The 22829-nt window shown below is 68.3% G+C and carries 18 protein-coding genes and 5 pseudogenes; 15 read left to right on the top strand and 8 right to left on the bottom strand.

All coding sequences use genetic code 11. The features are described 5' to 3' along the window. The first annotated feature begins 505 nt into the window (after positions 1-505). Both ACSUPV_RS00115 and ACSUPV_RS00110 read left to right on the top strand, forming a co-directional pair. Positions 506-3736 (top strand): RHS repeat-associated core domain-containing protein, encoded by a 3231-nt coding sequence (locus ACSUPV_RS00115; protein ID WP_436946620.1) that lies wholly within the window; start codon positions 506-508, stop codon positions 3734-3736. A gap of 26 nt (positions 3737-3762) precedes the next feature. Further along, positions 3763-3948 carry a hypothetical protein gene (locus ACSUPV_RS00110; protein WP_436946619.1) on the top strand — a complete coding sequence of 62 codons (186 nt, stop codon included), beginning with the start codon at positions 3763-3765 and terminating at the stop codon, positions 3946-3948. Positions 3949-4064: 116 nt separating this feature from the next. Here ACSUPV_RS00110 and ACSUPV_RS00105 read toward each other — a convergent pair. Further along, positions 4065-4300, bottom strand: a pseudogene (locus tag ACSUPV_RS00105) (DUF6207 family protein). A gap of 145 nt (positions 4301-4445) precedes the next feature. Here ACSUPV_RS00105 and ACSUPV_RS00100 point away from each other — a divergent pair. Further along, complete coding sequence (locus ACSUPV_RS00100) at positions 4446-4730, top strand: hypothetical protein (protein ID WP_436946618.1); 285 nt, start codon at positions 4446-4448, stop codon at positions 4728-4730. Position 4731: 1 nt separating this feature from the next. Here ACSUPV_RS00100 and ACSUPV_RS00095 read toward each other — a convergent pair whose 3' ends face one another. Further along, complete coding sequence (locus ACSUPV_RS00095) at positions 4732-4884, bottom strand: hypothetical protein (RefSeq protein WP_436946617.1); 153 nt, start codon at positions 4882-4884, stop codon at positions 4732-4734. A gap of 476 nt (positions 4885-5360) precedes the next feature. Further along, positions 5361-5783 carry a peptidoglycan-binding domain-containing protein gene (locus tag ACSUPV_RS00090; RefSeq protein ID WP_436946616.1) on the bottom strand — a complete coding sequence of 141 codons (423 nt, stop codon included), beginning with the start codon at positions 5781-5783 and terminating at the stop codon, positions 5361-5363. Between the two features lie 292 nt (positions 5784-6075). On the opposite strand from ACSUPV_RS00090, the gene ACSUPV_RS00085 reads away from it, so the two are divergent. Beyond that, entirely contained in the window at positions 6076-7038 is a 963-nt protein-coding gene (locus ACSUPV_RS00085) for a DUF6233 domain-containing protein (protein WP_436946615.1), read from the top strand. Positions 7039-7270: 232 nt separating this feature from the next. Then, on the top strand, positions 7271-7528 hold the full coding sequence (locus tag ACSUPV_RS00080; protein WP_436946614.1) for a hypothetical protein: 258 nt from the start codon (positions 7271-7273) through the stop codon (positions 7526-7528). A 119-nt stretch (positions 7529-7647) separates the two neighbouring features. Here the strand turns inward: ACSUPV_RS00080 and ACSUPV_RS00075 are convergent. After that, positions 7648-8306 (bottom strand): annotated as a pseudogene (locus ACSUPV_RS00075) (HNH endonuclease family protein). A 718-nt stretch (positions 8307-9024) separates the two neighbouring features. Between ACSUPV_RS00075 and ACSUPV_RS00070 the strand changes: the two are divergent. The 4 genes and pseudogenes from ACSUPV_RS00070 to ACSUPV_RS00055 all read left to right on the top strand — a co-directional run bounded on the left by ACSUPV_RS00070 (position 9025) and on the right by ACSUPV_RS00055 (position 13889). Beyond that, positions 9025-9654 (top strand): hypothetical protein, encoded by a 630-nt coding sequence (locus ACSUPV_RS00070; RefSeq protein ID WP_436946613.1) that lies wholly within the window; start codon positions 9025-9027, stop codon positions 9652-9654. 117 nt (positions 9655-9771) lie between these two features. Continuing rightward, positions 9772-9878: pseudogene (locus ACSUPV_RS00065) on the top strand (IS5/IS1182 family transposase); the annotation flags it as partial. A 165-nt stretch (positions 9879-10043) separates the two neighbouring features. Next, entirely contained in the window at positions 10044-13160 is a 3117-nt protein-coding gene (locus ACSUPV_RS00060) for an NACHT domain-containing protein (RefSeq protein WP_436946612.1), read from the top strand. A 327-nt stretch (positions 13161-13487) separates the two neighbouring features. Then, the gene (locus tag ACSUPV_RS00055) at positions 13488-13889 is read left to right on the top strand and encodes an RRQRL motif-containing zinc-binding protein (RefSeq protein ID WP_436946611.1); all 402 of its coding nucleotides are present in this window, start codon (positions 13488-13490) and stop codon (positions 13887-13889) included. A 209-nt stretch (positions 13890-14098) separates the two neighbouring features. Here ACSUPV_RS00055 and ACSUPV_RS00050 read toward each other — a convergent pair whose 3' ends face one another. The 4 genes from ACSUPV_RS00050 to ACSUPV_RS00035 all read right to left on the bottom strand — a co-directional run bounded on the left by ACSUPV_RS00050 (position 14099) and on the right by ACSUPV_RS00035 (position 17628). Beyond that, entirely contained in the window at positions 14099-14416 is a 318-nt protein-coding gene (locus ACSUPV_RS00050) for a S26 family signal peptidase (protein ID WP_436946610.1), read from the bottom strand. Between the two features lie 82 nt (positions 14417-14498). Then, the gene (locus ACSUPV_RS00045; RefSeq protein WP_436946609.1) at positions 14499-16814 is read right to left on the bottom strand and encodes an ATP-binding cassette domain-containing protein; all 2316 of its coding nucleotides are present in this window, start codon (positions 16812-16814) and stop codon (positions 14499-14501) included. A 14-nt stretch (positions 16815-16828) separates the two neighbouring features. After that, positions 16829-17353 (bottom strand): MauE/DoxX family redox-associated membrane protein, encoded by a 525-nt coding sequence (locus ACSUPV_RS00040; RefSeq protein WP_436946608.1) that lies wholly within the window; start codon positions 17351-17353, stop codon positions 16829-16831. Positions 17354-17424: 71 nt separating this feature from the next. Further along, positions 17425-17628: a hypothetical protein gene (locus tag ACSUPV_RS00035; RefSeq protein WP_436946607.1), complete on the bottom strand. Its 204-nt coding sequence runs from the start codon at positions 17626-17628 to the stop codon at positions 17425-17427. A 279-nt stretch (positions 17629-17907) separates the two neighbouring features. Between ACSUPV_RS00035 and ACSUPV_RS00030 the strand changes: the two are divergent. The 6 genes and pseudogenes from ACSUPV_RS00030 to ACSUPV_RS00005 all read left to right on the top strand — a co-directional run. Next, positions 17908-18084 (top strand): annotated as a pseudogene (locus tag ACSUPV_RS00030) (helix-turn-helix domain-containing protein); the annotation flags it as partial. 197 nt (positions 18085-18281) lie between these two features. Next, positions 18282-19261 (top strand): annotated as a pseudogene (locus ACSUPV_RS00025) (nSTAND1 domain-containing NTPase). Beyond that, a complete protein-coding gene (locus ACSUPV_RS00020; protein WP_436946606.1) occupies positions 19182-19490 on the top strand; it encodes an nSTAND1 domain-containing NTPase in 309 nt (102 codons plus the stop codon). The pseudogene ACSUPV_RS00025 and the gene ACSUPV_RS00020 overlap by 80 nt, the downstream one beginning before the upstream one ends. A 216-nt stretch (positions 19491-19706) precedes the next feature. Continuing rightward, a complete protein-coding gene (locus ACSUPV_RS00015) occupies positions 19707-19934 on the top strand; it encodes a hypothetical protein (protein ID WP_436946605.1) in 228 nt (75 codons plus the stop codon). 287 nt (positions 19935-20221) lie between these two features. Then, entirely contained in the window at positions 20222-21019 is a 798-nt protein-coding gene (locus ACSUPV_RS00010) for a WD40 repeat domain-containing protein (protein WP_436946604.1), read from the top strand. A 278-nt stretch (positions 21020-21297) separates the two neighbouring features. Next, positions 21298-22191 carry a WD40 repeat domain-containing protein gene (locus tag ACSUPV_RS00005; protein ID WP_436946603.1) on the top strand — a complete coding sequence of 298 codons (894 nt, stop codon included), beginning with the start codon at positions 21298-21300 and terminating at the stop codon, positions 22189-22191. Positions 22192-22829 lie beyond the last annotated feature (638 nt).

Here is a 22829-nt window from a genome sequence, read left to right as displayed (position 1 = left end):
CTAGCAGCCCCGCCAGCTGCCTGCAGTCTCTGAGACAAGTTGTTCCGGTGTGGTTTTGCCGTCAAAGGCTGGTAAGCGCTCTCTCCATCCACACCGGTCAGGTCTGAAGCTGACCGAAAAGTAATCGGTAGCCAGTCAGGATGCGCTGATTCGGATGCAGTCGATGCGTTTCGGTCAGTGTGTGCGTCCAAATTGGTAACGGAATGGACAACTCCTTCTTCGGGTGGTGGTGGGTTGCTCCACCGTGTCCGCATTCGACCAGTCCAAGCGGCGAGGCTGATTCCGGCTCGTATGGGATGGATGTTGGGGGGCACGGCCCGCACGTTTGTGCGTTTCCTCTGGCAGCTTGTGTGGCCGAGGTGACCGTATGGGTCACCGGTTCTGACTGTCTGTCTGACTTCCGTGGGGGAAGCTCATGCATACACGTGCGAGAAGCACGTCTCTTTGGCGCGCCCGAAGAACACACAGCACCGCTCTCCTTTCCGCGATCACGACCGCCGCTCTGATGCTCTCGGCGGCACCGGGGCTGGCGGCGACACCGAAGCCGGAGTTACCGGCTCCGGAGAGCCCCTGGACGAAACCGACCAAGGTGGAGACTCCGGTGACGCCGGCCGGGTCGGTCAAGGCACCGGAATCACAGGCGGAGGCCAAGCCGTCTGCGGAGGTCGCCGCGTGGCGCGCGGCACAGCAGACCCGTACGAGTGGCAAGGCCGGTGCCCAGCGCGCGGCGGCCGCTGCCGAGGCCACCCCGTTCGTGCCCGAGGGGCAGGGCGAGGTGCCCTGGCACCGGATCATCGACACGCGCCTGAACGATGCGCTGGTGGCGCGGGTGAACGTCTCCAACGGCAACCTGATGCTCGCCGCGACCGACTTCGACATCGCCGGTGTCGGCCGGACGCTGCAGCTGACGCGGACGTACAACTCCCTGGAGGCGCCCTGGGGGAAGGTGTCGCAGCGCTGGTGGCAGGCCTACGAGCGCTACCTCCAGGTCGGCGACGGGGAGGTGGTCGTCTACGACGCCACGGGTGACGCCCTGCGGTTTAAGGAGACGTCCACCGGCGGCTACACCACACCCACGGGCTACTCCAAAGACCTGAAGAAGAACGCGGACGGCACCTACACCCTGACCGACCGCAAGTCGGGCACGAAGGACACCTACAACGAGCACGGCACGCTGACGAAGGTCACGGACAAGAACGACGGCACGATCACCGTCGACCAGCACGACGAGGGCAGCGAGCACAAGGGCTTCAAGCTGACCGAGACCCGCTCGGGCCGCTGGATCGACCTGGTGAAGACGAATCCGAGCCAGTGGCAGGCCAAGGACCACACCGGCCGCACGGCCGTGTTCGACCTGGACCCTGCGGGCAACCTGGCGAAGGTCACCGACACCGACGGCAAGGCCACCGGCTACGCGTACGACTCCTCACGCCGCCTGACCAAGGTGACCACACCCGAGGGCACCGTCACCCTGTTCACCTACGACGCCCACAACCGCGTCAGGTCGATGCAGCGGGCCACCGAAGTGACGAGCGGCGGCCACATCGGTCCGACCTGGCGCTACGACTACACGGCCGCAACCCCCTCCGACGCGGGCACCACCACGGTCACCGACCCCGACGGGGATGCCACCAAGTACCTGCACAACGCGGACGGCGAGGTCACCAAGGTCACCGACCCGCTGGACCACTCCCGCCACGCCAAGTACACCAACCACCTCCTGCAGAGCGCGATCGACGCGATGGGCACGGGAGCGGACGGAACGGGCGGCAACACCACGACCTACGGCTGGGACGGCCGCAACAACGCCCTCTCCCAGCGGCTCCCGCTCGGTGCGACGGCCTCCGTGACGGCCTACCAGACGGTCGCCGGCACCGACCTGCCGAACGACTTCACCACCGCGGACGGCCGCAAGGACACCTTCAAGTACGACACCAACGGCAACACGATGTCGGTGACCACCTCGGGCACGGCCGGCGGCACCCGCGAGTACACCTACAACGAGGCCACCCCGAAGTGCGGCGGCTTCGAGGGCCAGCGATGCACCGCCGAGGACGCCAACGGCAAGGTCACCTCGTTCGCGTACGACGCCAAGGGCAATCTCAAGGCGGTCACCCCGCCGGCGCCGCTGGGCACGACGACCTACACCTACGACGCGCTCGGCCGGGTGGAGACCGTCACCGACGGACGCGGCATCAAGACCGTCTACACATACGACAACCGCGACCGCGTGACGAAGGTGTCCTCGACCAACGCCACGGTCACCTACTCCTACGACGGCGACGGCAACGTCAGGTCCCGCACGGACGCCTCCGGCACCACGGTCTGGGACTACGACAAGCTCAACCGCGAACGTGTCCGCACCCTGCAGAACGGCGCCCAGACGGCGCTGGCCTACACCCCGGGCGGCGAGGTCGACTACTACGTTGACCCGACCGGGAAGACGGACTACACCTGGGACAAGGCTGGCCGCCTGGACTACCTGACCGCCCCGGACGGCAAGAAGACCGACTTCGACTACGACAACAACGACAAGCGCACCAAGACCGTCTACCCCGGCGGCACCACCCAAGCCGTCGGCATCGACGACAACGGCCGCCCCGAGGCCATCAAAACTACCTTCGGGACAACGACGCTGATCGACCTGGCGTACAGCTACAAGAACACCGCGGGCAAGGACACCACCAAGATCCGCACCCGCACCGACAACCTCACCAAGTACAAAACCACCTACGACTACGACTCCCAGGACCGCCTGCGCTACGCCCTGGAAGCCGACTCGACGGGCACGCGCAAGGCGTCATGGCTGTACTGCTGGGACAAGGCCGGCAACCTCACCAGCCAGGACGGCACCAAGAGCGCCTGCCCCGGCGGAACCACCTACACCTACGACGACGCTTCTGAGCTGACCGGCAAGAACGGCTCCACCGCCGGCTGGTCCTACGACAAGCTCGGCAACGAAACCGCGGGTGCGAGCACCACCGCCCGTACGAACGAAGCCTGGACGGACTACAGCCAGCTCTCCGGTATCACCGCGGGCGGCAAGAGCTACGACCTGGTCCACGCGGGCACGGACAACTCCGAGCGCACCAAGCTGGGTTCGACCTGGTTCCACCACACCGCGCTGGGCCTGGCGTCCACGACGACCAATGGCATCGACACCGGATTCATCCGCGAACCGGCGGGCACCTTGAACTCCATGACGACTGGGGGGAAGTCCTACTACTACCTCACCGACGCCACGGGCAACGTCCTCGGCTTGGTCGACGACGCGGGCAAGCGCACGCACACGTACGCCTTCGGCCCCACCGGTCTGCCACGCACGACGCCGACCGAGGCCGTCTCCCAGCCGTACCGCTACGCGGGTGCGTACACCGACCCCACGGGCCTGTACAAGATGGGCCACCGGTATTACGACCCGTCCCTCGGCCGCTTCACCCAGCCCGACCCCTCAGGGCAGGAAACCAACCCCTACCTCTACGCGGCCGGCGACCCCATCAACAACAGCGACCCCACAGGACTTTTCAGCCTCTCCGACGCTCTCGATGTGGGAGAGAGCATCTTCAGCACTGCCACGGGTTGCCTTGCCGGGATCGGCGCCGCGGGTGAAACCGGCATCATCGCCACTGCGGGCATCATGGCTGGCCCGTGGGGCACGGCGGCCGCGGTCGTGGGCAGTTGCGCCGTCGGAGGCTTCCTCGGTTACAACAACGCCGACCTCATCAGTTACGGCTGACCCGTGACGGAAGGGCGCGATAAACCATGAGCAACAAAGTCAAGATGAGCATCTTTCTGTCCGTGGTCGCGGTCGTCACCGTGCTCGCGCTGCTGCAAGGCCTCAGGGCAGAGGGGTCGAACAAGGCCATACCGCTCATCGTGGCAGCTCTTGGAGCGGCGTCGCTCGGCATGTGGACCATCGGTGTCCGCAGCAAGGCCAGGAAGAAGTGACCAGACTCCTCGCCGTCCGCGCGGCTGCCGCGGGCGGCGAGGAGGCGGTACCGGGCTCACGAGACTGTCATCGCGTTGATCCGCCCCAAGCGGACCATGGCGCCGACCACGGCTGGTCAGCGGGGCGTGGCCGTCCGCAGGGCTACGAGCTGGGTTCCTGGCGCAGGGTCCAGGAAGCAGCGCAGCCGTACGCCGGGCTCGCCTGGCTCTCGGGCCGTACGGTCCGCCAGCGCGATCGCGCACGCACGGCCAGCAGTTCCTGGACGGCGAAGGCGGTTTCGTCATCGGCGGCCGCGACCTCCACCACGGCCAGGCCCGGCTCTGCCACGTGCGCTTCGTTGATCGGCGTCATGCCCGGCATTACGCGTGAGCGGCCGCCGGGGTTTCCCGATCCCGCCCTGTTCACCCGACCGGGTAGGGCCCGGCACGACGCCTGCACACCCCCCCGCGTGGAACCGGGCCGTGCCCGCGCCGGCAGCACCTTACGATCTCTGCACGTGGCACATACCTTCGAAGATCTCGTGCTGATGCAGCGCGCCGCCGATGAAGCACACACCGCTGTCGGGCAGCTCCAGCACCAGTACGGTCCCCCGACCCAGACCGCCTGGAATGACGAGCAGCAGACCTCGTGGGCGACCGCCTGGCGGGCCTGGCGCGACCTCGCCGGCGACGTCCAGGCCGCGGTCACGGAACACGCCGCGGAACAGGGCACACCACGCCACCAGGTCGAGGCGGACGTGAAGAAGGCGGCACGCCACCCGGACCTCGCGGCCGGCGGCTGACCTACGCGTCCTCAGGCCAGCTCGCGATCAGCCGCTCGCCGTCGTCGGCGCGCTCGGTCAGAACGATCCGGGCGCCGGCGATGCTGCCCCACGAGCCGATCCACGACCGGTACTGGTGCACGGCTGTCGGCTTCTTGCCCCACCAGCCGTGCATCACCGGCTTCCCCCCCCCGGCCGTCACGGCGGCGTCGCGAGGAAGCACTCCCGGCACCGGTCCAGCCAGCGGCTCCCGTGGTCCGGGTCGTGGATCAGGCTGCTGGTGCGCGACGGCCGGCCGCAGGCGGAGCAGGGCGGCTCCTGCTGCATCAGCGCCCAGGTCTGGGCGAACCGGGGCGCGGCCGGGGGCAGGGGAGAGGGAGGTCGCTTCGACGCCCAGCTTGCGGGCGGCCTCCTCACTCCTCATACCTGCTCCTGGGGGTGGGGTGGATGTGACTCGCACCGATAGTTGGCCAGAGACGGCGAGAAGAGCGCTGGTGGGCGGGGGGTACTCAAGGACGGCTGGCCTGTTTACAGAGATACTTGGCCACTCAGGTCACGAAGTAGGCGCGGCCGGTCCCTTCCCCCCGGGCGGAGTCGGAAACGCCGCCACCCGCCTTCTCGTGTAAGAAGGCGGGCCACTGTGGGGAAGCGTCACCCCGTCCAGCAGACGTACACGTCGCGTAGGTACGGCCAGGTCTTTGGCCCGACTAGGCCATCGACGTCGAGAACCTTCCTGCCGCAGAGCTCGTTGACCCTGGTTTGGAACTTCTTCGCGGCGGCCTGCGACTTACTTCCGAAGATGCCGTCAACGATTCCGACGTCGTACCCCTTGTACTCAAGCAGGCACTGGGCTTCCTTGCCCGCGGCCGAGACCGACGAGGACGAGGGCTGAACGGTGTTGCCGCTGTAGTACCCGGCGTAGTACTTGTCACCAGGCGCGTTCCCGGTATCCGTGACGTTGCATACGTATGCCTGAGCGCCGAGTTCGGCTGCCGCTGCCGACGAGGCCGACAAGCCGGACAGGCACAGCGCGGCTGCACCCAGGGCCACCCCGAGCTTTGCTCCAAACTGCATGAGCTACCCCCACTACCGCTGGTGAGAAACAAAGGCTGACCTAGGCACTGTTCACTGCCAACTGAGGTCTTTCACGGACAAAAGCACGCACGCACTACAGAAAGCGTGCTTCAGCAGTCTCGGACGACTTCGCGACGTGCTGTACCTATAACGTTTCAGGGTGGATGGCTAACCCCTCACTGCCAGGCGTCTGCTGCCTCAAGCCCCTCGCGACGCCAGCTACCGCTGCGCATGGCCAACTAACTGAGCGTCACAGTGCGCTGCGGGGCGCCACGATCTTAGAATCGAACACGTGAACGGTGCAGAGTCGTCGCGACTCACGCTGCTCCGCTTTCTGGAGCGTGTGCAGGAGCGTGACCTGGCCCGCACCCGCAGGTGGATCGCCGAGGAGGAACGCCGCGAGGCGGAGCGGCGCGTCGGCGCAGCACGGCGCCCTCCGGCCCCCGAGTGGCTGATCGAGCGCGGCCTGGACCGCAACAACATCGTCTCCGTACACACGGGTGAGTGCTGGGACCCGGGCAAGAGGGCGAGGCCTGTGACCCGGGCGCAGGCGATCGAGGCACTCCGCCATCAGGTACCGGCGTGCTCGAAGAAGTTCCGGATGGCAGCTGGGCGGCGGCGCAAGGGGGGTGCGGTACGGCAGATCGGCGGACGGATCGCTCCGAAGCACCGCAACGGTGTCATGAGCCAGGTCGTCGCCTCCCGGCTTCCGTGTCCGGTGTGCGGGTCGGGCAAGCTGCGCGTCACCACGAGCGGCCAGCAGTGCGAGGCATGCCGGCAGACCCGGGAGCAGCGGCGCCGACGGCGCACCATGCTCAGGCGAACGGCCGCGGGATGGCCCGTGTCGTGGCTGGTCAAGGAACGCAGCCGGGAGGCCGGCCTGATGCTCTCGCGCTACGAGGTCTGGCAGGCCCTCGGTCCCGACCCGCTGCCGCGAGGCCGCAAGACCCTGGACCGGCTGCGTATTCACTTGGACGCGGTGCACGTCCTGGACGCGGAGCTCAAGCGCCGCTACGCCGCGGGGGCTGCTGCCAGCCCGGTGGGAATCACAGAGCGGCGGGCGGCCGCGTTCCGCCGCCGTCTGCTCACCGATCTGACGGCCGGACGCCGTTGCGTCGATGAGCTGCTTCAGTCCACGATCGCCTGGGAGATCAGCAGGCCCTGCTGGATGCGACGCACGCTTTTGGCCTCTTCAGCGCTCAATACGGACACCACATCGCCGCGGCCGCCTTCGAGTACGCGCGGGTGCCGGTGAGCCTGTCCTGGCAGGCAGCAGGCCTTACCTGCCCGCCCTGGTCAAGGCCACGGGCACGGTCGCTTCCAGACCGTCCGCCGCGTCAGACCGCCTGGAAGAGGCCACCCGCCTCGATACCGAAGCAGAAGCCGCAGCAGCGCGGGCCCGCAGATAGCGTCTCGAGGTACCAGGAACCCACGGGCCACTGCGTGGACAGCACGCAGCCGGCCTGGGTGGGCGAGAGAGGAGCGCCATGCCCAAGATGACGAGCGGTCCGGCCAGGCCGTGGCACCCGGGGATGACCACAGCCTCCAAAGAGGACATCCAGCACATGCGGCCGAAGCAGCGGAACAAGTACCGCCGGCTCGGCTTCACCTGGGCGGAGATCAAGAAGATCGACCGTGCCATCGGACGTGGGGAGACCACCCTCACCCTCAAGACCACGGCCGGCGAAGTGACGCTCACCCTGCCACCACCGAACAGCCCCCAGACCCCCGGGAATCAGCCCTGACGTCTTCGGGCCCGCATATGCGCTCGCACGGTTCAACGACCGCGCCACGTCGGCGTCGGCATGACCGCTGAGCAGACACGGGCCCATCGCACTGAGCGGCCGGAGCAGGGCGGGGCCTGTCAGGGCACGGGTGTGTAGGTGACGGTCTGGTCGGGGCAGGAGGCGGCGAGGTCGTTCAGGGCGGCGTGTTCGGTGTCGTCGACGGTGAGGTCCCAGCGGAGTTTGGTGGCGGTCCATTCGGCTGTGTACCGGCAGTGGACGTCGCCGGCCGGGGCATCCACTGGGCCGGGTCCTGGTCGGCCTTGCTCCGGTTCGAGCGGGCGGTGACCGCGACGAGCGACGCCTCCTGGCCTTGATCGTTGGCGTAGGCCTCGCGGCGCTGCGCGGTCCAGGCGGAGGCGCCGCTGTCCCAGGCTTCGGCCAGGGGCACCATGTGGTCGATGTCCAGGCCGGAGGCGGAGGTCACCGTGGTCTGGTCGTAGTACGACCACCAGCTGCCGCCGGTGAGTCGGCACCTCGGTCCCACGGCCGGTGCTTCGACGGCTTCGGCGATGAGGACCTCGTTACGGGTGGTGCAGCCATCGGCCGGGTCGTCGCCGGCGTTCCAGTGCTTGAACGCCTCGCGGGTATAGCCGTCGCGGGACTCGGTGGCCAGCGGCAGGCTCGCGACGGCCTCGGCGAGCGGTACGGTCTCCGCGCCATGGGCGGGGGTGACGGTGGCCAGCGGCAGGGCGGTGAGGAGCGCGGCGGGCAGGCCGCGCAGCAGAGCGGTACGCAAGTACCTGTTGGTAGAGGCCCACCTGGGGCGCACGAGCCCAAGACCGCGGTTGCGCCCCTCGTGTGAGTGCAATGGTCGTATTGGAGAAACGACACAGCTCGGCTCAGTGGCTGGTCACGCGGCGAGGACGTCCCCGCAGCTCCAGTACGACGCGATCATGGTGGTATGAGAGGGGCCCAGAGTGGCCACTGCGGTGTGTTCGTGGCGTTGGCTGCGTGCTCGCCGTGGCGCCGCTTGCCGGCGCCGGTCTAGGCCGACACGGTGGCCTGCTGCGGCATGCCGCCCGGCCACCCGTAAAGGGCGCTCGCTGTTACGTAGCTCGACGTTGTATGAGGGTCCGCCAGTTCGCTGGCGACCCTCACCCTCGTTCGGAGCGGTGACCAGATGGAGGGACCAGATGGAGGCTTGCCTTCCGTGACAAAATCCGGGTCCGCCCGGCCGCCGGGACGCCTACCTCGCCCGCCGCCAGGCCGCCCAAGAACAGCGGCGCCGTGAGGTGCGGGAGGCCACGGAGCGGGAGGCGCGGCGGCCGGTGTGCGAGGACTGCGGGCAGAAGTTCACCGACGACCGGTGGGAGGCGATCGGCTACACCTGGGACTGGAGCAAGCGCCAGTCGCACCCGCGGCGGGGTGCTCTTACGGACGGTGTGTGGTGTCGCTGACCCGGCGGCTATCCACGGGATTGTGGAGCACTACCACGTGCCTTAGTGTGCATGTGCATGACGCTGGAGGAACCTGTAGAGCGGTCTGGTGGGCACCGCAAACAGCACTCCAGGGAACTCCTGGTGAAAGCGGCGGGCGAACTGCGCCTGGGACGCCGTCTCGGATACCCGCGCCAGACTCGGGCCTGGGAGCGCGAGTACCGGCGATACCACGGCACAGCACCGGAAGAGCGCGGGCGGTGGCACCGCTGGCGGACCGATCTGCGGGACGCCCGGATCGGCCCCCTGCCCGCCCCCGACCACCTCAGCCTGACCCGGCACGAGGCGCGCGTGGCTCCGCGGTTGTATCAGGAGCAGGTCGGCTACAACTACGGCGAGGGCTACGAGCTCACGTGGCGCACGGTGGGCTACCGCTGGAACGTGGGGCATCACCCCGAGGAGAGGGGGAGCACCTGGTTCACCTTGACGGTGAATGCCGACGGGGTGCCTGAGTTCCGCGCGCCGAACCATCGTGAAGCGGGTGCCCAAGACGACGTCTTTCGGGCCGACCTCGCGGGCTGGCGGGCGCTGATGAACTACGTAGGCGATACCGCCGCCCGCCAGGACTCTCCGTGGAAGCTGATCCGGCTGTGGCAGCATCCGTGGAGCCGCGACGGCGTGGATACGTCGTGGCAGGACGTGCACTAGCACGAGGGCCTGTCCGGCGAATCAGGAGCGGAGCCAGAGACGTACGGCAGCAACGGTCACAGTGCCGTCTGGACCCCGGAGCACCCCCGCGTCGACGGGGAACCGACGCCTGCGGCACCTCGCCCGCTGGGCTTCGGCTCGGGCATGACCTGCTGGCGGCGCCTGGCCGCGTGGAACGAGGCCGGCGTGGGACCAGCTGCACGCCGGGCTGCTGAAGGAACTGTGGTCGAAGAGCAAGCCGGACTGGTCACGGGCGTTGCGGCGGGGGCGCGCGAGAGGGCTGAGAGCAAAGCCGGGCGCTCAACCCACCCGGAGCCGCCTTCGCCGAATCCTGCGCCCGGGCACGGAAGTTGGGGATCCGCTGACCCCGCCGGGGCCGCCGTGACACGATGCTGACCTTGGGTGCGCGGGTGATCACGGGGGGTGTGGCGGTGTCGCGCAGGTTGCTTTCGTTCGGGGACGCGCTGGTGCTCCTCGGGCAGGATCCCCCCGCGACGGCCACCGTGGACCGGGCGGTCGGTGGCGCGCTGAACCTGGCCACGGGCGGCCTGAGCGGCGAGGTGCTCGGCATGCTGGGCGAACGCGGACGCATCCTGGGGCTGGGTCGTGCGGCGGCCCGGAGCCTGGGGGACCGCCTGCGCGGCGCCGACGGGCGCGCGGCGCGCACCCGACTGCTGGAGGCGGCCCACACGGTCATCGTCGTGTTGGCGTTCTTCGAAGTGCTCCAGGAAACTGAACTCCCTTTCTCGTGGGACGACGTGCGCCTCACTCGCCGGGAACAGATGCGGCTCGTGGCTGGCCAGCCGCCCGCACCGGAGGGGCTGGCGCAGACCCTGGCTCAGGTCGACGCACCCTGTCCGGCCCCGCACCTCCCCTACGAGGACACCCTCGTCGCGCTCGGGCAGTGGTACGAGTCCTTGGGCGGCCGTATCACGCGCTTCCTGAAGGGACTCGACCTGTGGGCCCGGCTGCCGAGCCGTGAAAGGCAGGCGGCCACGGACACCGTGCACCGGACCCTGCCGCGCCGTGCGGTGGAACGGTACGAGGAGCTGTACCGCCGACTCGTCCAGGAGGCCCCGGAGTTCCTCTACTGGACCGGTCAGCTGGAGCACCAGGCGACGAGGGCTGAGCTGCGCCGGGCGCTCTCGCACCTGGAACAGGTCCTGGCGTCCTCCGCTGCTTTGAGCCACCCCCCGGAGCACGCGGCCCGGGCACTGGCACGCGCCCACCAGGCGGCGCTCAGTCGCCGCATCCTCGCCGCCGACTTACCTCCCGAAGGCATGCGCATGCCCACCCTGGACGAGGTCTACCTGGACCCCGACTTCAAGGTGCGCGCCGTCGGCGACCACGACAACCCCGCCGACGAGGAGTGGTGGGCCGGGGTAGCGGTGCGCAGCGACCTGACGGACTACCTGGCCGGCGCCCTCACCTCACCGGGGCTCTGGGACGTTCCGCTGCTGGTGCTCGGGCAGCCGGGCGCGGGCAAGTCCGTCCTCACCATGATCCTCGCGGCCCGGCTGCCCGCCACGGGCTTCCTGCCCGTCCGGGTGGCGCTGCGCGACGTGCGGGCCGAGCTCAACCTCCAAGACCAACTGGAGCAGGCCGTGCGCGACGCGACGGGGGAGCGGGTCGGCTGGCCGGAACTGGTCCGTTCGGCCGGTACGGCGGTCCCCGTCCTCCTGTTGGACGGCTTCGACGAACTCCTGCAGACCACCGGAGTGCGGCAGAGCGACTTCCTCACACGCGTCGCCCGCTTTCAGGAGAGGGAGCGCGAACAGGGTAGGCCCGTACTGGCCTTGGTGACCAGCCGGACCGCGGTCGCGGACCGGGCCCAGCATCCGCCCGGCACAGTCGCCCTCCGGCTCGAACCCTTCCAGCCGGACCAGATCAGGGTGTGGATCCAGCAGTGGAACAACCGCAATGCCCGCAGCCTCCTCGCCCGTGGACTGTCCACCCTGAGCTGGGAGTTGCTAGCACCGCACCGCAGACTGGCCGAACAGCCCCTGCTGCTGACCATGCTCGCCCTCTTCCACGGCGCCGGAAACGACTTCCAGGGCGAGGACGGCCGCCCCCTTGACGAGGCCGAACTCTATGAGGCTCTGCTGATCTCCTTCGCGCGGCGAGAGGTGCGCAAGAGCGCCAGGGACGCCCTATGGGACAGCCAGGTCGACGAACGCGTCGAAAGCGAGTTGCAGCGGCTGTCGATCGTGGCCTTCTCCATGCTCAACCGCAGGCGCCAATGGGTGTCCAGTAAGGAACTGGAGGACGATCTCGGAGCCATCTACGGACAGTCCGAAGAGCGGTCGGACAGCTTCCGCAAGCCGCTGGACCAGGCCGAGGCCGCACTCGGCCGATTCTTCTTCGTCCAGCGAGCCCAGTCCATCCGGGACGGCGAGCGGCTGTCCAGCTACGAGTTCCTGCATGCCACGTTCGGCGAATACCTCGCCGTGCGCCTGGCGGTCCAGCAACTGGTACGGTTCCTCGGCCATCGGCCCGCCCTGCTGCGGAGCGCGGAGCCCCTGGACGACGACCTCCTCTACGCCCTGGTGTCGTTCGCGCCCCTGTTCTCACGGCAGATGCTGAAATTCGCCCGCGCGTGCGTCGCCCGGCTCTCGGCGGAGGAGCGGGAGCGGATCGCCGACCTGGTGGTGCGGGTGCACTGGGAGCGGGGCCGGGAGGAGCGCGGGGACAAGCGGTCGTACCCGACGTACAGCCCGCGCCGCATGCCAGTCTCCTCGCGGCACGGCATCTACAGCGCGAACCTCGTCATGCTGGTCGTCCTGCTGACCGGCGAGACGACGGCGGCAACCCTGTTCCCTGCCGAGGACGACCCCGGTCAGGCCTGGCACGCCCACACACTGCTGTGGCGTGCCTCGCTACCGGAAGTGGAGTGGGCGGACTTCGCCCTGGCCCTGAACATCAGTCACGTCAGGGACGTCGCGGGCCGGGACCTGCACATCCGCCTGCGGCAGGAGGACGACACCGCACGCCCCGAAGTCGTCGACGCCCACTGGATGTACCAGGTCACGCCGCGCGAGGCAGGGCCCGTGGCCTGGTACGTCGCCTACTGGGATGACATGTGGCACAAAGCTCGTCTCGCCGCCGGGACGACCGAGGGCGTGCTGCTGCAGGTGGCCCAGCCGTTGCTGGAGTCGCTGGGGCCGCTGGTGACCACCTTCAACGGTGGCGGGGGCCGCCCCGCGACCTCCGTCGTGCACGACCTGCTGCGGCTGTGGCTGGACACCGGGTCGGCATTACCGGACGAGGAGGTTAGGCAGTTGTACGCGCGCGTCGCCGCTGGACTCGACACCGCCGGGCCGGACGCCACGGTGGGTCGGCGCCTGCTGCCCCTGCTATGTGACCTGGTCGACCGGGACCGCGACCGGTTAGGGGCGCACGCCCGCCCGACCGTGGAGGCCCTGGTATCCCGCCTTCCCGCGGAATTGAGGGAACACATGAACAGGCACCACGCCGACCTGTTCGGCCTGCTTCCGGATGAGTCGTAACCACGGCGGGGCCGGCCGCACGGACCGCGCATGGGGCCGATCGGGGTGAGTAATTACGGACGCCGCTAGGGGGAGGGCGAGGGACAGGAGGTGATGAAGTACGAGGAGGCCCGCGGGGGTAGCTCCCCAGGGACGAGCGCCCCCTTGTCGGTCCGGGAGTCGTCCCCGCACCCGCCGGGGTGGCTCCACATCGAGGTGTTCAAGCGGCAAGCGCTGCAGTTGTCCCCCGCACCCGCGGGGTAGCTCGCACGGGCACAGAAGACCACGCGTCGCCGTTGACCAGCGAATTCCGTCGGTTCCCCGAAGAAGCGCCGCCGCCGCGAGGCGATGCTTCCGGAGTACGACCGGCGCGCTTGTCCCGAGGGCCTGGTCACCCGGCGGCAGTTACGGGAGAAGGGGCTGAGCCCCGGCGGTCACGGTCCGGTGGCGGTGCTGCGCTGCAAGGCGTGCTCCTACCGGCCCGACCAGGCGTGCATCCATCCCACTAGAGCCTGGCTCTACAGCGTGGAACTCGCCCGGCCGAAGCGCACGCCGACGCTCGCGCAGGAATGGGCGCTGGACCGGGCGATGGCCGCGAGGTCCACCTGCCCCCGGTGCAAGCGCCGGTACTACTTCTGCCTCCCGCTGCGCACCCAGGGCTGCTGCGACTCCTGCGACAAGGGCTACGAGCCCAGCCCCGACACCTACATGCCGTCCACGACCCCGGCCGGCCACCGGCTGGCCGCCTGATCAACGACCCTCCCGAAGGAGAAGTCACCCCTGGCTCTGAGCCTGTTCGCCGCCCCGCCGTACAGGACACGGCGACGCGGACGCCGGACGGCACCACCGTCGTCCAGCGCTACCGCGGCGCCGTAGGAGAGCGTGAGAGCGCGATCGTTCGCGACGCGGGCCAACGCTCGAGACGCGTTGGCGATGTTGCCGCCTGCGACGCTCAAGTGTTAGCGGAGCTGCCGTACGACCCGCCCTACAACCCGGTCGGCAGGGACGCTGCCGAAGTGCCGTGAGTCATGGCTCATGCCTGGATTGTCGCCCAGGAGGACCACCATGCCGTCAGGGACAGTGCCCGCGGCACCCAGGGCCGCAGGGCTGGGGGTACCGCCGATAGCCGCGATTCGCTTGATGATCAGCTGTCCGGAGTCGGGAGCGGGGACCACGACGATGTCTCCGATGGCGAGAGAGTGGGGAGGAACCCGTCGAGCAATGACCTCGGAGCCGGGGGCGAGAGTCGGCTCCATACTCCAGCCGACGACCTTCACCCGAGCCACCTCGCGCCGAAGGCGCCATACAGGCCACAGGAGACCCAAGAGACTCAGGGTCGCTGCCGCGATCCAGCACACGCTAGACAACCTCCTCAGTATGTTCCTGGTAGCCCATGGCCTGCAGGGAGAACAGCCGCGCGTAGCACCCGCCGAGCTCCATCAATTCCGCATGCGTGCCCTGCTCCACGATCCGGCCGTCCTCGAGGATTATCAGGAACTCGGCCTCACGGACTGAGCCGAGGCGATGTGAGATCAGCAGGCTTGTGCGCCCGACCCGATGATGCTGGAGACCTCGGTGGATTGCGTGTTCGGCCTCGGCGTCGAGTCCCGAGCTCGGCTCGTCCAGGATCAGGAGATCACAGTCGCCGCGAAGATAGGCGCGAGCCAGCGAAAGCCGCTGCCATTGGCCGCCGGACAGTGTTACGCCCTGGTTGCTCGTCCCCTCGGCCTCGTCCGTGTCGAAGAAGCTACGGGACAGGAGCGTCTCGTAGCCGCGCGGCAGCTCGGACACGAAGGCGTGCGCGCCCGCCTTGTGCGCTGCGGAGGTGATCTCCTCGGGGCGGGTCAGGAGGGAGAGGTTGCCCAGGCCGATGTTCTCTGCGGCGCTGAGCTCGTATTGCATGTAGTCCTGGAACACTGCTCCGATCCGCTGCCGGAGCTCGACCGGGTCGAGTGAGCGGAGATCGACACCGTCCCATAGGATCTGCCCGCGATCGGGATCGTACATCCGGCACAGTAGCTTGATCAGCGTGCTCTTCCCCGCACCGTTTCTACCGACCACGCCGACCGCCGCTCCAGCCGGGATGGTCAGGTGAACACCGCGCAGGACCCAGGGATGGTCGTTGGAGTAGCGGAACCAGACGTCGCGAAATTCGATTCCCCTGCGCAGGCCAGGCACTGGCCTGGGGTCGGCCGGGACCGGAAGGTCCGGCTCGGCAGTTACGATGTCGAGGTAGTGCTGGAAGAGCAGCAGTTGCTGGTGTGTGAGGGCGGCGTCCCGGGCGATCGACGTCATCGCGGACTGCACACTTGTGACCGCCGCGATCAGCAGGGCAACGTCGCCTGCGGTGATCCGGCCGGACGCCGCTGCGAAGGCCGACCACAACAGGGCGACGCCGGTTATGACGGCGGTCACCATGCTGGCCCCCGTCTGCAGAAGGAGCTCGTGGCGATCGAGGACCGACTGCTCGCGATTGGAGGCCCTGCGTTCGTCGGCCATGCGGGTGCGAAGGAAGGCGCCCGTTCCGAACAGACGTATCTCCTTGGCCGCTTGCACGTCGGTCAGCAGGTCGCGATAGAAGATCTCACGCCGTTGAGTGGGACCGATACGCCAGAACACGTCCGCACGACGCCTGGCAAGCCATACCTCGGTCATCAGCGTCGAGACTCCCGAGGCCAGGACCAGCACGGGCATCCAAGCCGAGAGCACGAGCATCGAACCGAGGAAACCCAGGGCGGTCATGGCCGAGCCGACGACGGACATGCTCCCCGAGACCACGGCTCCGGGCGCGGAGCTGCCGGCCTGGAGTGCGAGCCGCAGCCGGTCCAGGAACTGGGGCTGTTCGAAGCGTGCCATGCCGACGAAGCGCTCGGTCACGGCGAAGAGACGGTCCTGGGCCAGTAGGCCGACCCGACGCTCGGTTTCCCGGTGGGCGAACAGGATCCAGCGGGGGATCAGGGCGGTCAGCAGCCCCATGAACGCGAGTGCGAGGCCGAGGCCCAGAAGCGGCCTCGTGCCGACGGCACCACTGACCAGGACGTCGAGGAAGACCTTGGTGAGCCACGCGGTCACGAGGGGGACACCCGCAAAGATCAGTGTCAGGGTGACGGCCAGAGTGGTCAGCGGGTGGCTCGCCTGCCAGCTCAGCCGCAGGGCATGCAGGACTCTACGCATCACCAGTCGCCTGTTCACGGCGTCGTCGTCGAGGACGCCGAAGGCGGGATAGCCGCGGACTCCGAATGCTGAGCCGACCGCGCCGTCCCTGCCCTCGAGTACGACGCGCGCCACCGGTTCCAGCAATGTGATCTTGTCGCGGAGCTCCTCGGGGTCTCCCACGAGTACTGCGACGACGTGTTTGGGGCCGCTCTTGAACGCGGCGGCGTACTCGACGAACAGCGGTAGCCGCTCCTCGCACTCAGGACAGCCCTGGACGAATGCGCCGACCAGGGTGGGGGCCCCGCGGAGCAGGCCGTCGGAGAGAATCGCTCCGTCGGTGGCGACCGTCCGGAAGGCACCGACGCGCGTGCCGGCGGCGTGCATTACCTGCGGACCGGTGGACTGTGCAGTCGTCTGGGCGGTGTCCTCACGGAGCCGGCGGACGAGTCCGAGTGACAGCACGAGGTTGAACAAGGAGAGCACGCCGAGCAGGGCGAGGAAGGTGATGACGTAGGACATGGTCTCTCTTTCCGCTAGGTCCGGGTTTGGAAGAGGTCGGCGAGTTCGTCCGTGAGGTAGGCGAGAGCGGCAGCCACCGCGCCTACCGCGATGGCGGTGAGAGTGCCGGGCCATGGTGTGGCGGCGCCCGTCGGGTCGGGGCGAGTGATGATTCCGGCCAGCGCGCCTGCGGTCAGCAGGGAATTCCGTGCGACGGTGAATCCGCTTACTGGAGTGGCGGACTTGCCGAAGCACCCGCAGGAGACTCGCTTGCGGCGCCGGAGTGCCACCACCAGGGCCACAGTGAAACAGAGCAGCAACAGCACGGCCCCGGCCAGCCCGTACACCGCAGTTCCCGCCGGAACGATCAGTAATGCGACAGATGCCTCCGCGGCGCACACTGCGACCGCGGTCGTCCGCGCCGGAAGATGCGGAGCCAGCCCGCGCACTGAGGCCGTGAAACGGTGCCATCCGTTCTTGCGCAGAAGTTTCATGGTCAGAGAGGCGGCGAAAACCATCCCGATGAGAACCCGGGAGGCGATGAAGACGTGGTGGTCCACCGTGGCGGTTCCTTAGTGGTGGGCCAGGGTGTTCCGCCCCCGAGGGGGGCGGAACACCCTGGCCCGGTCGGTCAGCAGTTGCCGGAGCCGCAGGCGCTGTAGCGGATGTAGCTGTCGCCGTTGTCGCACACGACGTGGTAGGCGCGCCGCCACCACCAGAACGGGCACCCGTTGTCGCACCAGCTGGAGTCGGTCCGGCAGGCGGCGGCAGCCGTCGCACGGGGCGCGAGGAGTGCAACCAGCTTGTCGCCGGCAGCAGATATGGCAGACCGCATGTGTTCTTCCTTTCGTGGGCTGTTTGCATGCTTCTCTGCGGACGGACAGCCGTCCGCGCCGCGGCCTCCAGGGGGAGGGCTGTGCCTGATGCGCGTGGCGATCAATCACGGCCACGCCCGTCGTGGGGCGACCCTGGGGACGAGTCGAGTTCAGCGGCTGGCGCATTGTTCGGAAGGGGAGTTCCGGCAGCCAAACAATGGCCGGACGCGATCTTTGCGAGGAAATGAGGGATACGTAGGTTTGCCACCGGGCTATACGGGGCGGCTGAGGGGGTCGGCGTGGCGGGACGTCGTGAGGTGCCGGTGGATCCGGGGGCGGGTCCGGTGCAGCGGTTCGCGTTCGAGTTGCGCAAGCTGCGTGCCGAGGCGGGCGGATTGACCTACCGGGTGCTGGCCCAGCGGGCGGGGTATGCGGTGACGACGCTGTCCCAGGCAGCCGCAGGTGAGCAGTTGCCGACATTGCCGGTGGTGCTGGCCTATGTGCAGGCGTGCGGGGGTGACGTAGCGGATTGGGAGGCGCGTTGGAAGCAGGCGGTGGACGAGGCCGCTGCCTCAAGTTCGAGGGAAGAGGAGGGGGGAGGCACGCCGCCGTATCGGGGGTTGGCACGGTTTGAGCCCGGCGACAGCAGCGGTTCTTCGGCCGCGACAAGCTCATTGCCGACCTGCTCAACCTGCTGCGCAAGCAGCGGTTTGCTGCAGTGTTCGGGGCCTCCGGCAGCGGCAAGTCCTCCCTGCTACGCGCCGGACTCATCCCCGCCCTCCAGCACATCCAGGACGTCGCACTGCGCCCTGCCGCAATCCGGATCCTGGCCCCTGGTCATCGCCCGGCGCGCACCCACGTCCATGTGTTTGATACCGACCCGGGCAGTCAAGCGGACGTGTTCGTGATCGTTGATCAGTTCGAGGAAGTCTTCACCCTCTGCCACGATCCGGCTGAACGCGCCGCCTTCATCGACCTGCTCTTGACCGCCCGACACGCAGACAGCCGGCTGCGCGTTGTCCTGGCGGTGCGCGCCGACTTCTACGGTCGCTGCGCCGAACACCCTGCCTGGCGGAGGTATTACGCGACACCAACTTGCTGGTTGGCCCCATGAGTCCAGTGGAATTGCGCCAGGCCATCGTCAAACCAGCCGCAGCCGAAGGCATGACTGTGGAACGCGCTCTGACCGACCGCCTCGTCGACGAGGTCGCGGACGCGCCCGGTGGACTGCCGTTGCTCTCGCACGTGCTGTTGGAGACCTGGCGCCGCCGCCGCCGCGCAGAACCATGACCTTGACTGGTTACGAGGCGGCCGGAGGCTTGGGGGGCTCGGTCGCCAAGACCGCCGAGGGACGTCTACGGCCGGTTCACCGCAGCCCAGGTTGATGCGGCCCGCCGTCTGCTGCTGCGCCTGGTCGCCCCCGGCGATGGCACGCCCGACACCCGACGACCTGTCGACCGGGAGGAACTCGGGGTCCCCGACAGGCAGGAGACCGCCGAGGTGGTGGAGGCGCTGACCCGGGGCGCGGCTGCTGACGCTCGACGGCGACACTGTCGACCTCGCCCACGAAACGTTGCTCAGCGCCTGGCCCCGGCTGCGCGGCTGGATAGAACAGGACCGCGAACTCCTGCGAGCCCACCGCAAACTGACTGAGGCCGCCCGTGCCTGGGAGGAACTGGGCCGCGACCCCGGGGCCCTCTACCGGGGAAGCCGACTCGCTACTGCCCAGGAACATTTCAGCAGCCCCGGGCACCTCGACGACCTGACCGGCCCAGAACGGGATTTCCTCACTACCAGCATCACCGCACGCGAAGAGGATCAACGTTCTGCTACCGCACCACACGCCGCTTGCGCCGGTTGCGAGTGGGTTTGTCCCTCATGATGGCGCTCGCCTGTGTAGCGGGCGTGATCGCATGGCAGCAGAGCGAGTCCGAGAAACGGGAACGGTTGCATGCCGAGGCCCGCAGGATTGCGGCCCTGGCCGAGAGCCTGCGGGCGACGGACCCGGTCACCGCCATGCGGCTGAGCATTGCTTCCTGGGCTCTGGCCGATCTCCCCGAGAGCCGCTCGGCGCTGATGAGCGCCGCGGTTCAGAAGGATGCAGGACGTCTTCACCGACCCAGATACCGATCCGACCGTCGTGCGCTACCTCAGCGGAGATGGCCGCACTCTGCTCAGCGTGGGAGCGAAGCGAGCCGTGGTGTGGGACGTGCGTGGCCACCGGCGGATCGCATCGTTACCCGGGCTGGGCGACAGCCTTGGCCACGCCGGTGTGATGAACCCCGACCTGCGGAGACTCACTCTGGTGACGACGACGGCAGGGTGAGGATCTGGGACATGCGGGCGGGCCGTGTGGATGGGCGGCGCCTGCCGGCCGACGACGGAGCCGAGATCAGTCCGAGCGGCCGTTCGCTTGTCCTGTACCGCACCCAGGGACCCCAGGCAGTACTCCAGCTCCGGGACATGCGGACCCCGACGTGTGCTGCTGGAGCGTCGCATGGACAGTGTCCTGCCCAGACTCCGCCCCGGGGAACGGTTCCACGTCCCGGAATGGGACTTTCGGCGGCTCCACCAGCAGCGCGAGTGAACAGTTACCCGCTCCCCGATGCTCAGGTGAGCGCGGACGACCGGCTGCTGGCCCTGTGCTTGCCCGGCACCCGTCTGCAGATCTGGGACATCCCCAGGCGACGCAAGGTACCCACCGCATGGGCCCCCAAGGCGACAGCCGCCAACTGCTCCAAGGAGGACTTCCAGTTCACCCCCGACAGTCGGCACCTGATCCAGCGCGGCCCATCAGGACTCCGCAGATGGGACATCGCTTCCGGGCGCGAACTGCCGAAACTTGAGCACGAGGGACTGGAAGATCTCGAATTCAGCCCGGACGGCAGATTCCTGGCCGCCGCAGACCTCGACGAGATTCTGCTGTGGCGCACCGGCGCGCCCGCGACACCCGTCTTCCGGTATCCGCTCCCCGAGGAAACGATCAGTGACCTCAGACTGGACGTGGAAGAACGTCGCATCCGCTACTTCGCGGGAAGCTCCCAGACTGTGGTTCGCTCCCTCTCCCTCGATGGCATCGTCGACTTCCGCTGGCACAGCCGACCCGCCGCATCGGGCTCCTTCAGCCCGGACGGCCGCACACTCGCCATCGCCCACCAGGACACCGACACCGGCCGGGCGCAGATTCAGTTGCTCGACAGCCGCAACGGCCGTCACCTGGCCAGCCCGCCGTCGGCAGCCTGCCCGACTTTCCCGAAGGTCGGCACAGTGCGGAGCGCTGCTCAGTGCACATGGCCTTCCGTCCCGACGGACGCTATCTCGCCTACGGCGTCAGTCACCCGAGAGAGTCCCTTCCGCCGGAGAAGCTGTCCCTGTGGGACGTCTCCGCCCACCGCATCACCAAGTCACTGACGGTAGCGCGTACCGGCCCGAAAACCCCTCTCCCGCAAACGCCGTCAACGGCATTGTCTTCCACCCGAATGGGACGTCGCTGATGGTCTCCCGCATACCAGAGGCCGAGCGGCTTGAGTTCTGGAACCTGCGCAGCGGGAACATGGCCCGTGACATCCGAGGCATCGGAGGTGAAACCCTGGCGGTGAAACCCGGCGGACGCATCCTGGCGACTAACCACGGCCAGTTCCTCGACCTGCGGTCCGGCCGGATCACACGCCGAGCACTCACCTACGGGCATGACGACCGCACTGGCATTCAGCCCGGACGGCAAGTACCTCGCAGCAGGCGAGGAATCCGGTCAGGTCACCGTGTGGGATGGTGACGCCGAGAAGCCCCTCGGCATCCTTCCCGCGTCTCCAGAGCGTGAGGGCAAGCCCCGGCACGTGTCGGCGTTGGTGTTCTCCCCGGACGGGCGCACCCTGGCCGCTGCGGGCCATGACGGCACCCTTCGGCTATGGGACACCGACTCCAGCCGCCCCATTGGCTCCGCCCTCCCTACCCCAGGAACAGCCCTCCTGGACCTCGCCTTCAGCCCTGACAACAAGACCCTCTCCGGGGCAGGCGAACACGTACTGCTGCAGACATACGACATCACCACAGGCCGGGCAGCCACCCTGGCATGCGACCGCGCCGGGGCAGGCCTGACCCAAGACGAATGGCGCACACCTCGTCCGTGGCATCCCTTATCAACGGACCTGCTGAACAGCCGCTGGCGGCGGACCAGAACCCGGGTGTGGTCGCGTACGCAGCGTGACGGTTGCCTTTGCTGTGACGGCGGTCGCAGTCGGCCGAGAGTCGTTCGGCTGAGAACACACCTCATGGGGCCGAAGGGTCGAGCGGCCCCGGTACTGGGCGTCCTCGACCCTCCTACTGCCCACCGTCAACAACGACGGGTGCAGTGCCGTCGTCCGGGAAGAAGTGTCGGCAATCCGGGCGAGGTCGGCGTCGCTCAGCTGAGGTGGTGTCCACCCGCGTCCGCGTGCGTGATCAACGAATTGTGCATCCAGGGGCACGTGGTAGTGCTCGACGTAGTACGCCAGATCCGTGTACCAGAACCACTCACCGTCAGTAAGGAGGTGCAGGCCGCCGATCAGCTCGTTCGTGGCGCTGAGGACGTCATGGACCCGTGAGGTGGTCGCGGCCAGCACCGAGCCAGCACGCAAGTAGCGAACGAGATCCGTTTCATAGGCCGTACCCTCTCTTTGCGTGCAGTCCCTCAGCGAGGGCCCGTCGGTGCGGCCATGCCCCAGCTCCCGGAACTCCCAAGGAATCGGCCTGCGTGCATGTTTTCGCTGCTCACGGCAGCACCCCTATGTGCCGAGCGCGGGCTAGGGCAGACTCTCTGCAGACGAGCTCTGATGGCCCTCGGTCACGTCAGCAGGACGCGCTTGCGGAGGAGCTCGAATCCTGCGCGGCCGAACATCTGGCGCTTGAGCATCTTGATCCGGTGACATGACCTTCCACGACGCCGGAGTTCCACGGTTGGGAGAGCCCTGCGACGACCAGCGTCAAGGTCGCGTTCGAGGTGGTGAGCGAACCGGCTGAGACTGGGCAAGTCGGCAGAGGCTCTGGCTGATTCGATCCACTCTGGCGATTGGTCGCCTCGAAGGTCGGTGACCATGTGGGCGAAGGCCCGCACGTGCTTGGCGAGGACGCCCAGCTCGGGGCAGTTGGCCAGCACGGCTTGAGCTGGATCCGATCGCTCTCGGCCAGGGCGTCCGGGTGGGTCAGGAGCCAGCGAGTCACGGCGCGGGCCGATGGCGGTCGG

It is taken from the genome of Streptomyces sp. SudanB52_2052, from assembly GCF_964272415.1.
Classification (GTDB): Bacteria; Actinomycetota; Actinomycetes; order Streptomycetales; family Streptomycetaceae; genus Streptomyces; species Streptomyces olindensis.
This window is presented reverse-complemented; position numbering and strand designations above follow the sequence as displayed.

What these genes read in the sequence shown, in the direction of transcription:
- ACSUPV_RS00115 (WP_436946620.1), top strand. Translation starts at nt 506, where the DNA reads ATGCTCTCGGCGGCACCGGGGCTGGCGGCGACACCGAAGCCGGAGTTA.
- ACSUPV_RS00110 (WP_436946619.1), top strand. Translation starts at nt 3,763, where the DNA reads ATGAGCAACAAAGTCAAGATGAGCATCTTTCTGTCCGTGGTCGCGGTC.
- ACSUPV_RS00095 (WP_436946617.1), bottom strand. Translation starts at nt 4,884, where the DNA reads ATGCACGGCTGGTGGGGCAAGAAGCCGACAGCCGTGCACCAGTACCGG.
- ACSUPV_RS00090 (WP_436946616.1), bottom strand. Translation starts at nt 5,783, where the DNA reads ATGCAGTTTGGAGCAAAGCTCGGGGTGGCCCTGGGTGCAGCCGCGCTG.
- ACSUPV_RS00080 (WP_436946614.1), top strand. Translation starts at nt 7,271, where the DNA reads ATGCCCAAGATGACGAGCGGTCCGGCCAGGCCGTGGCACCCGGGGATG.
- ACSUPV_RS00070 (WP_436946613.1), top strand. Translation starts at nt 9,025, where the DNA reads ATGACGCTGGAGGAACCTGTAGAGCGGTCTGGTGGGCACCGCAAACAG.
- ACSUPV_RS00060 (WP_436946612.1), top strand. Translation starts at nt 10,044, where the DNA reads ATGCTGACCTTGGGTGCGCGGGTGATCACGGGGGGTGTGGCGGTGTCG.
- ACSUPV_RS00055 (WP_436946611.1), top strand. Translation starts at nt 13,488, where the DNA reads ATGCTTCCGGAGTACGACCGGCGCGCTTGTCCCGAGGGCCTGGTCACC.
- ACSUPV_RS00045 (WP_436946609.1), bottom strand. Translation starts at nt 16,814, where the DNA reads ATGTCCTACGTCATCACCTTCCTCGCCCTGCTCGGCGTGCTCTCCTTG.
- ACSUPV_RS00035 (WP_436946607.1), bottom strand. Translation starts at nt 17,628, where the DNA reads ATGCGGTCTGCCATATCTGCTGCCGGCGACAAGCTGGTTGCACTCCTC.
- ACSUPV_RS00015 (WP_436946605.1), top strand. Translation starts at nt 19,707, where the DNA reads ATGCAGGACGTCTTCACCGACCCAGATACCGATCCGACCGTCGTGCGC.
- ACSUPV_RS00005 (WP_436946603.1), top strand. Translation starts at nt 21,298, where the DNA reads ATGACGACCGCACTGGCATTCAGCCCGGACGGCAAGTACCTCGCAGCA.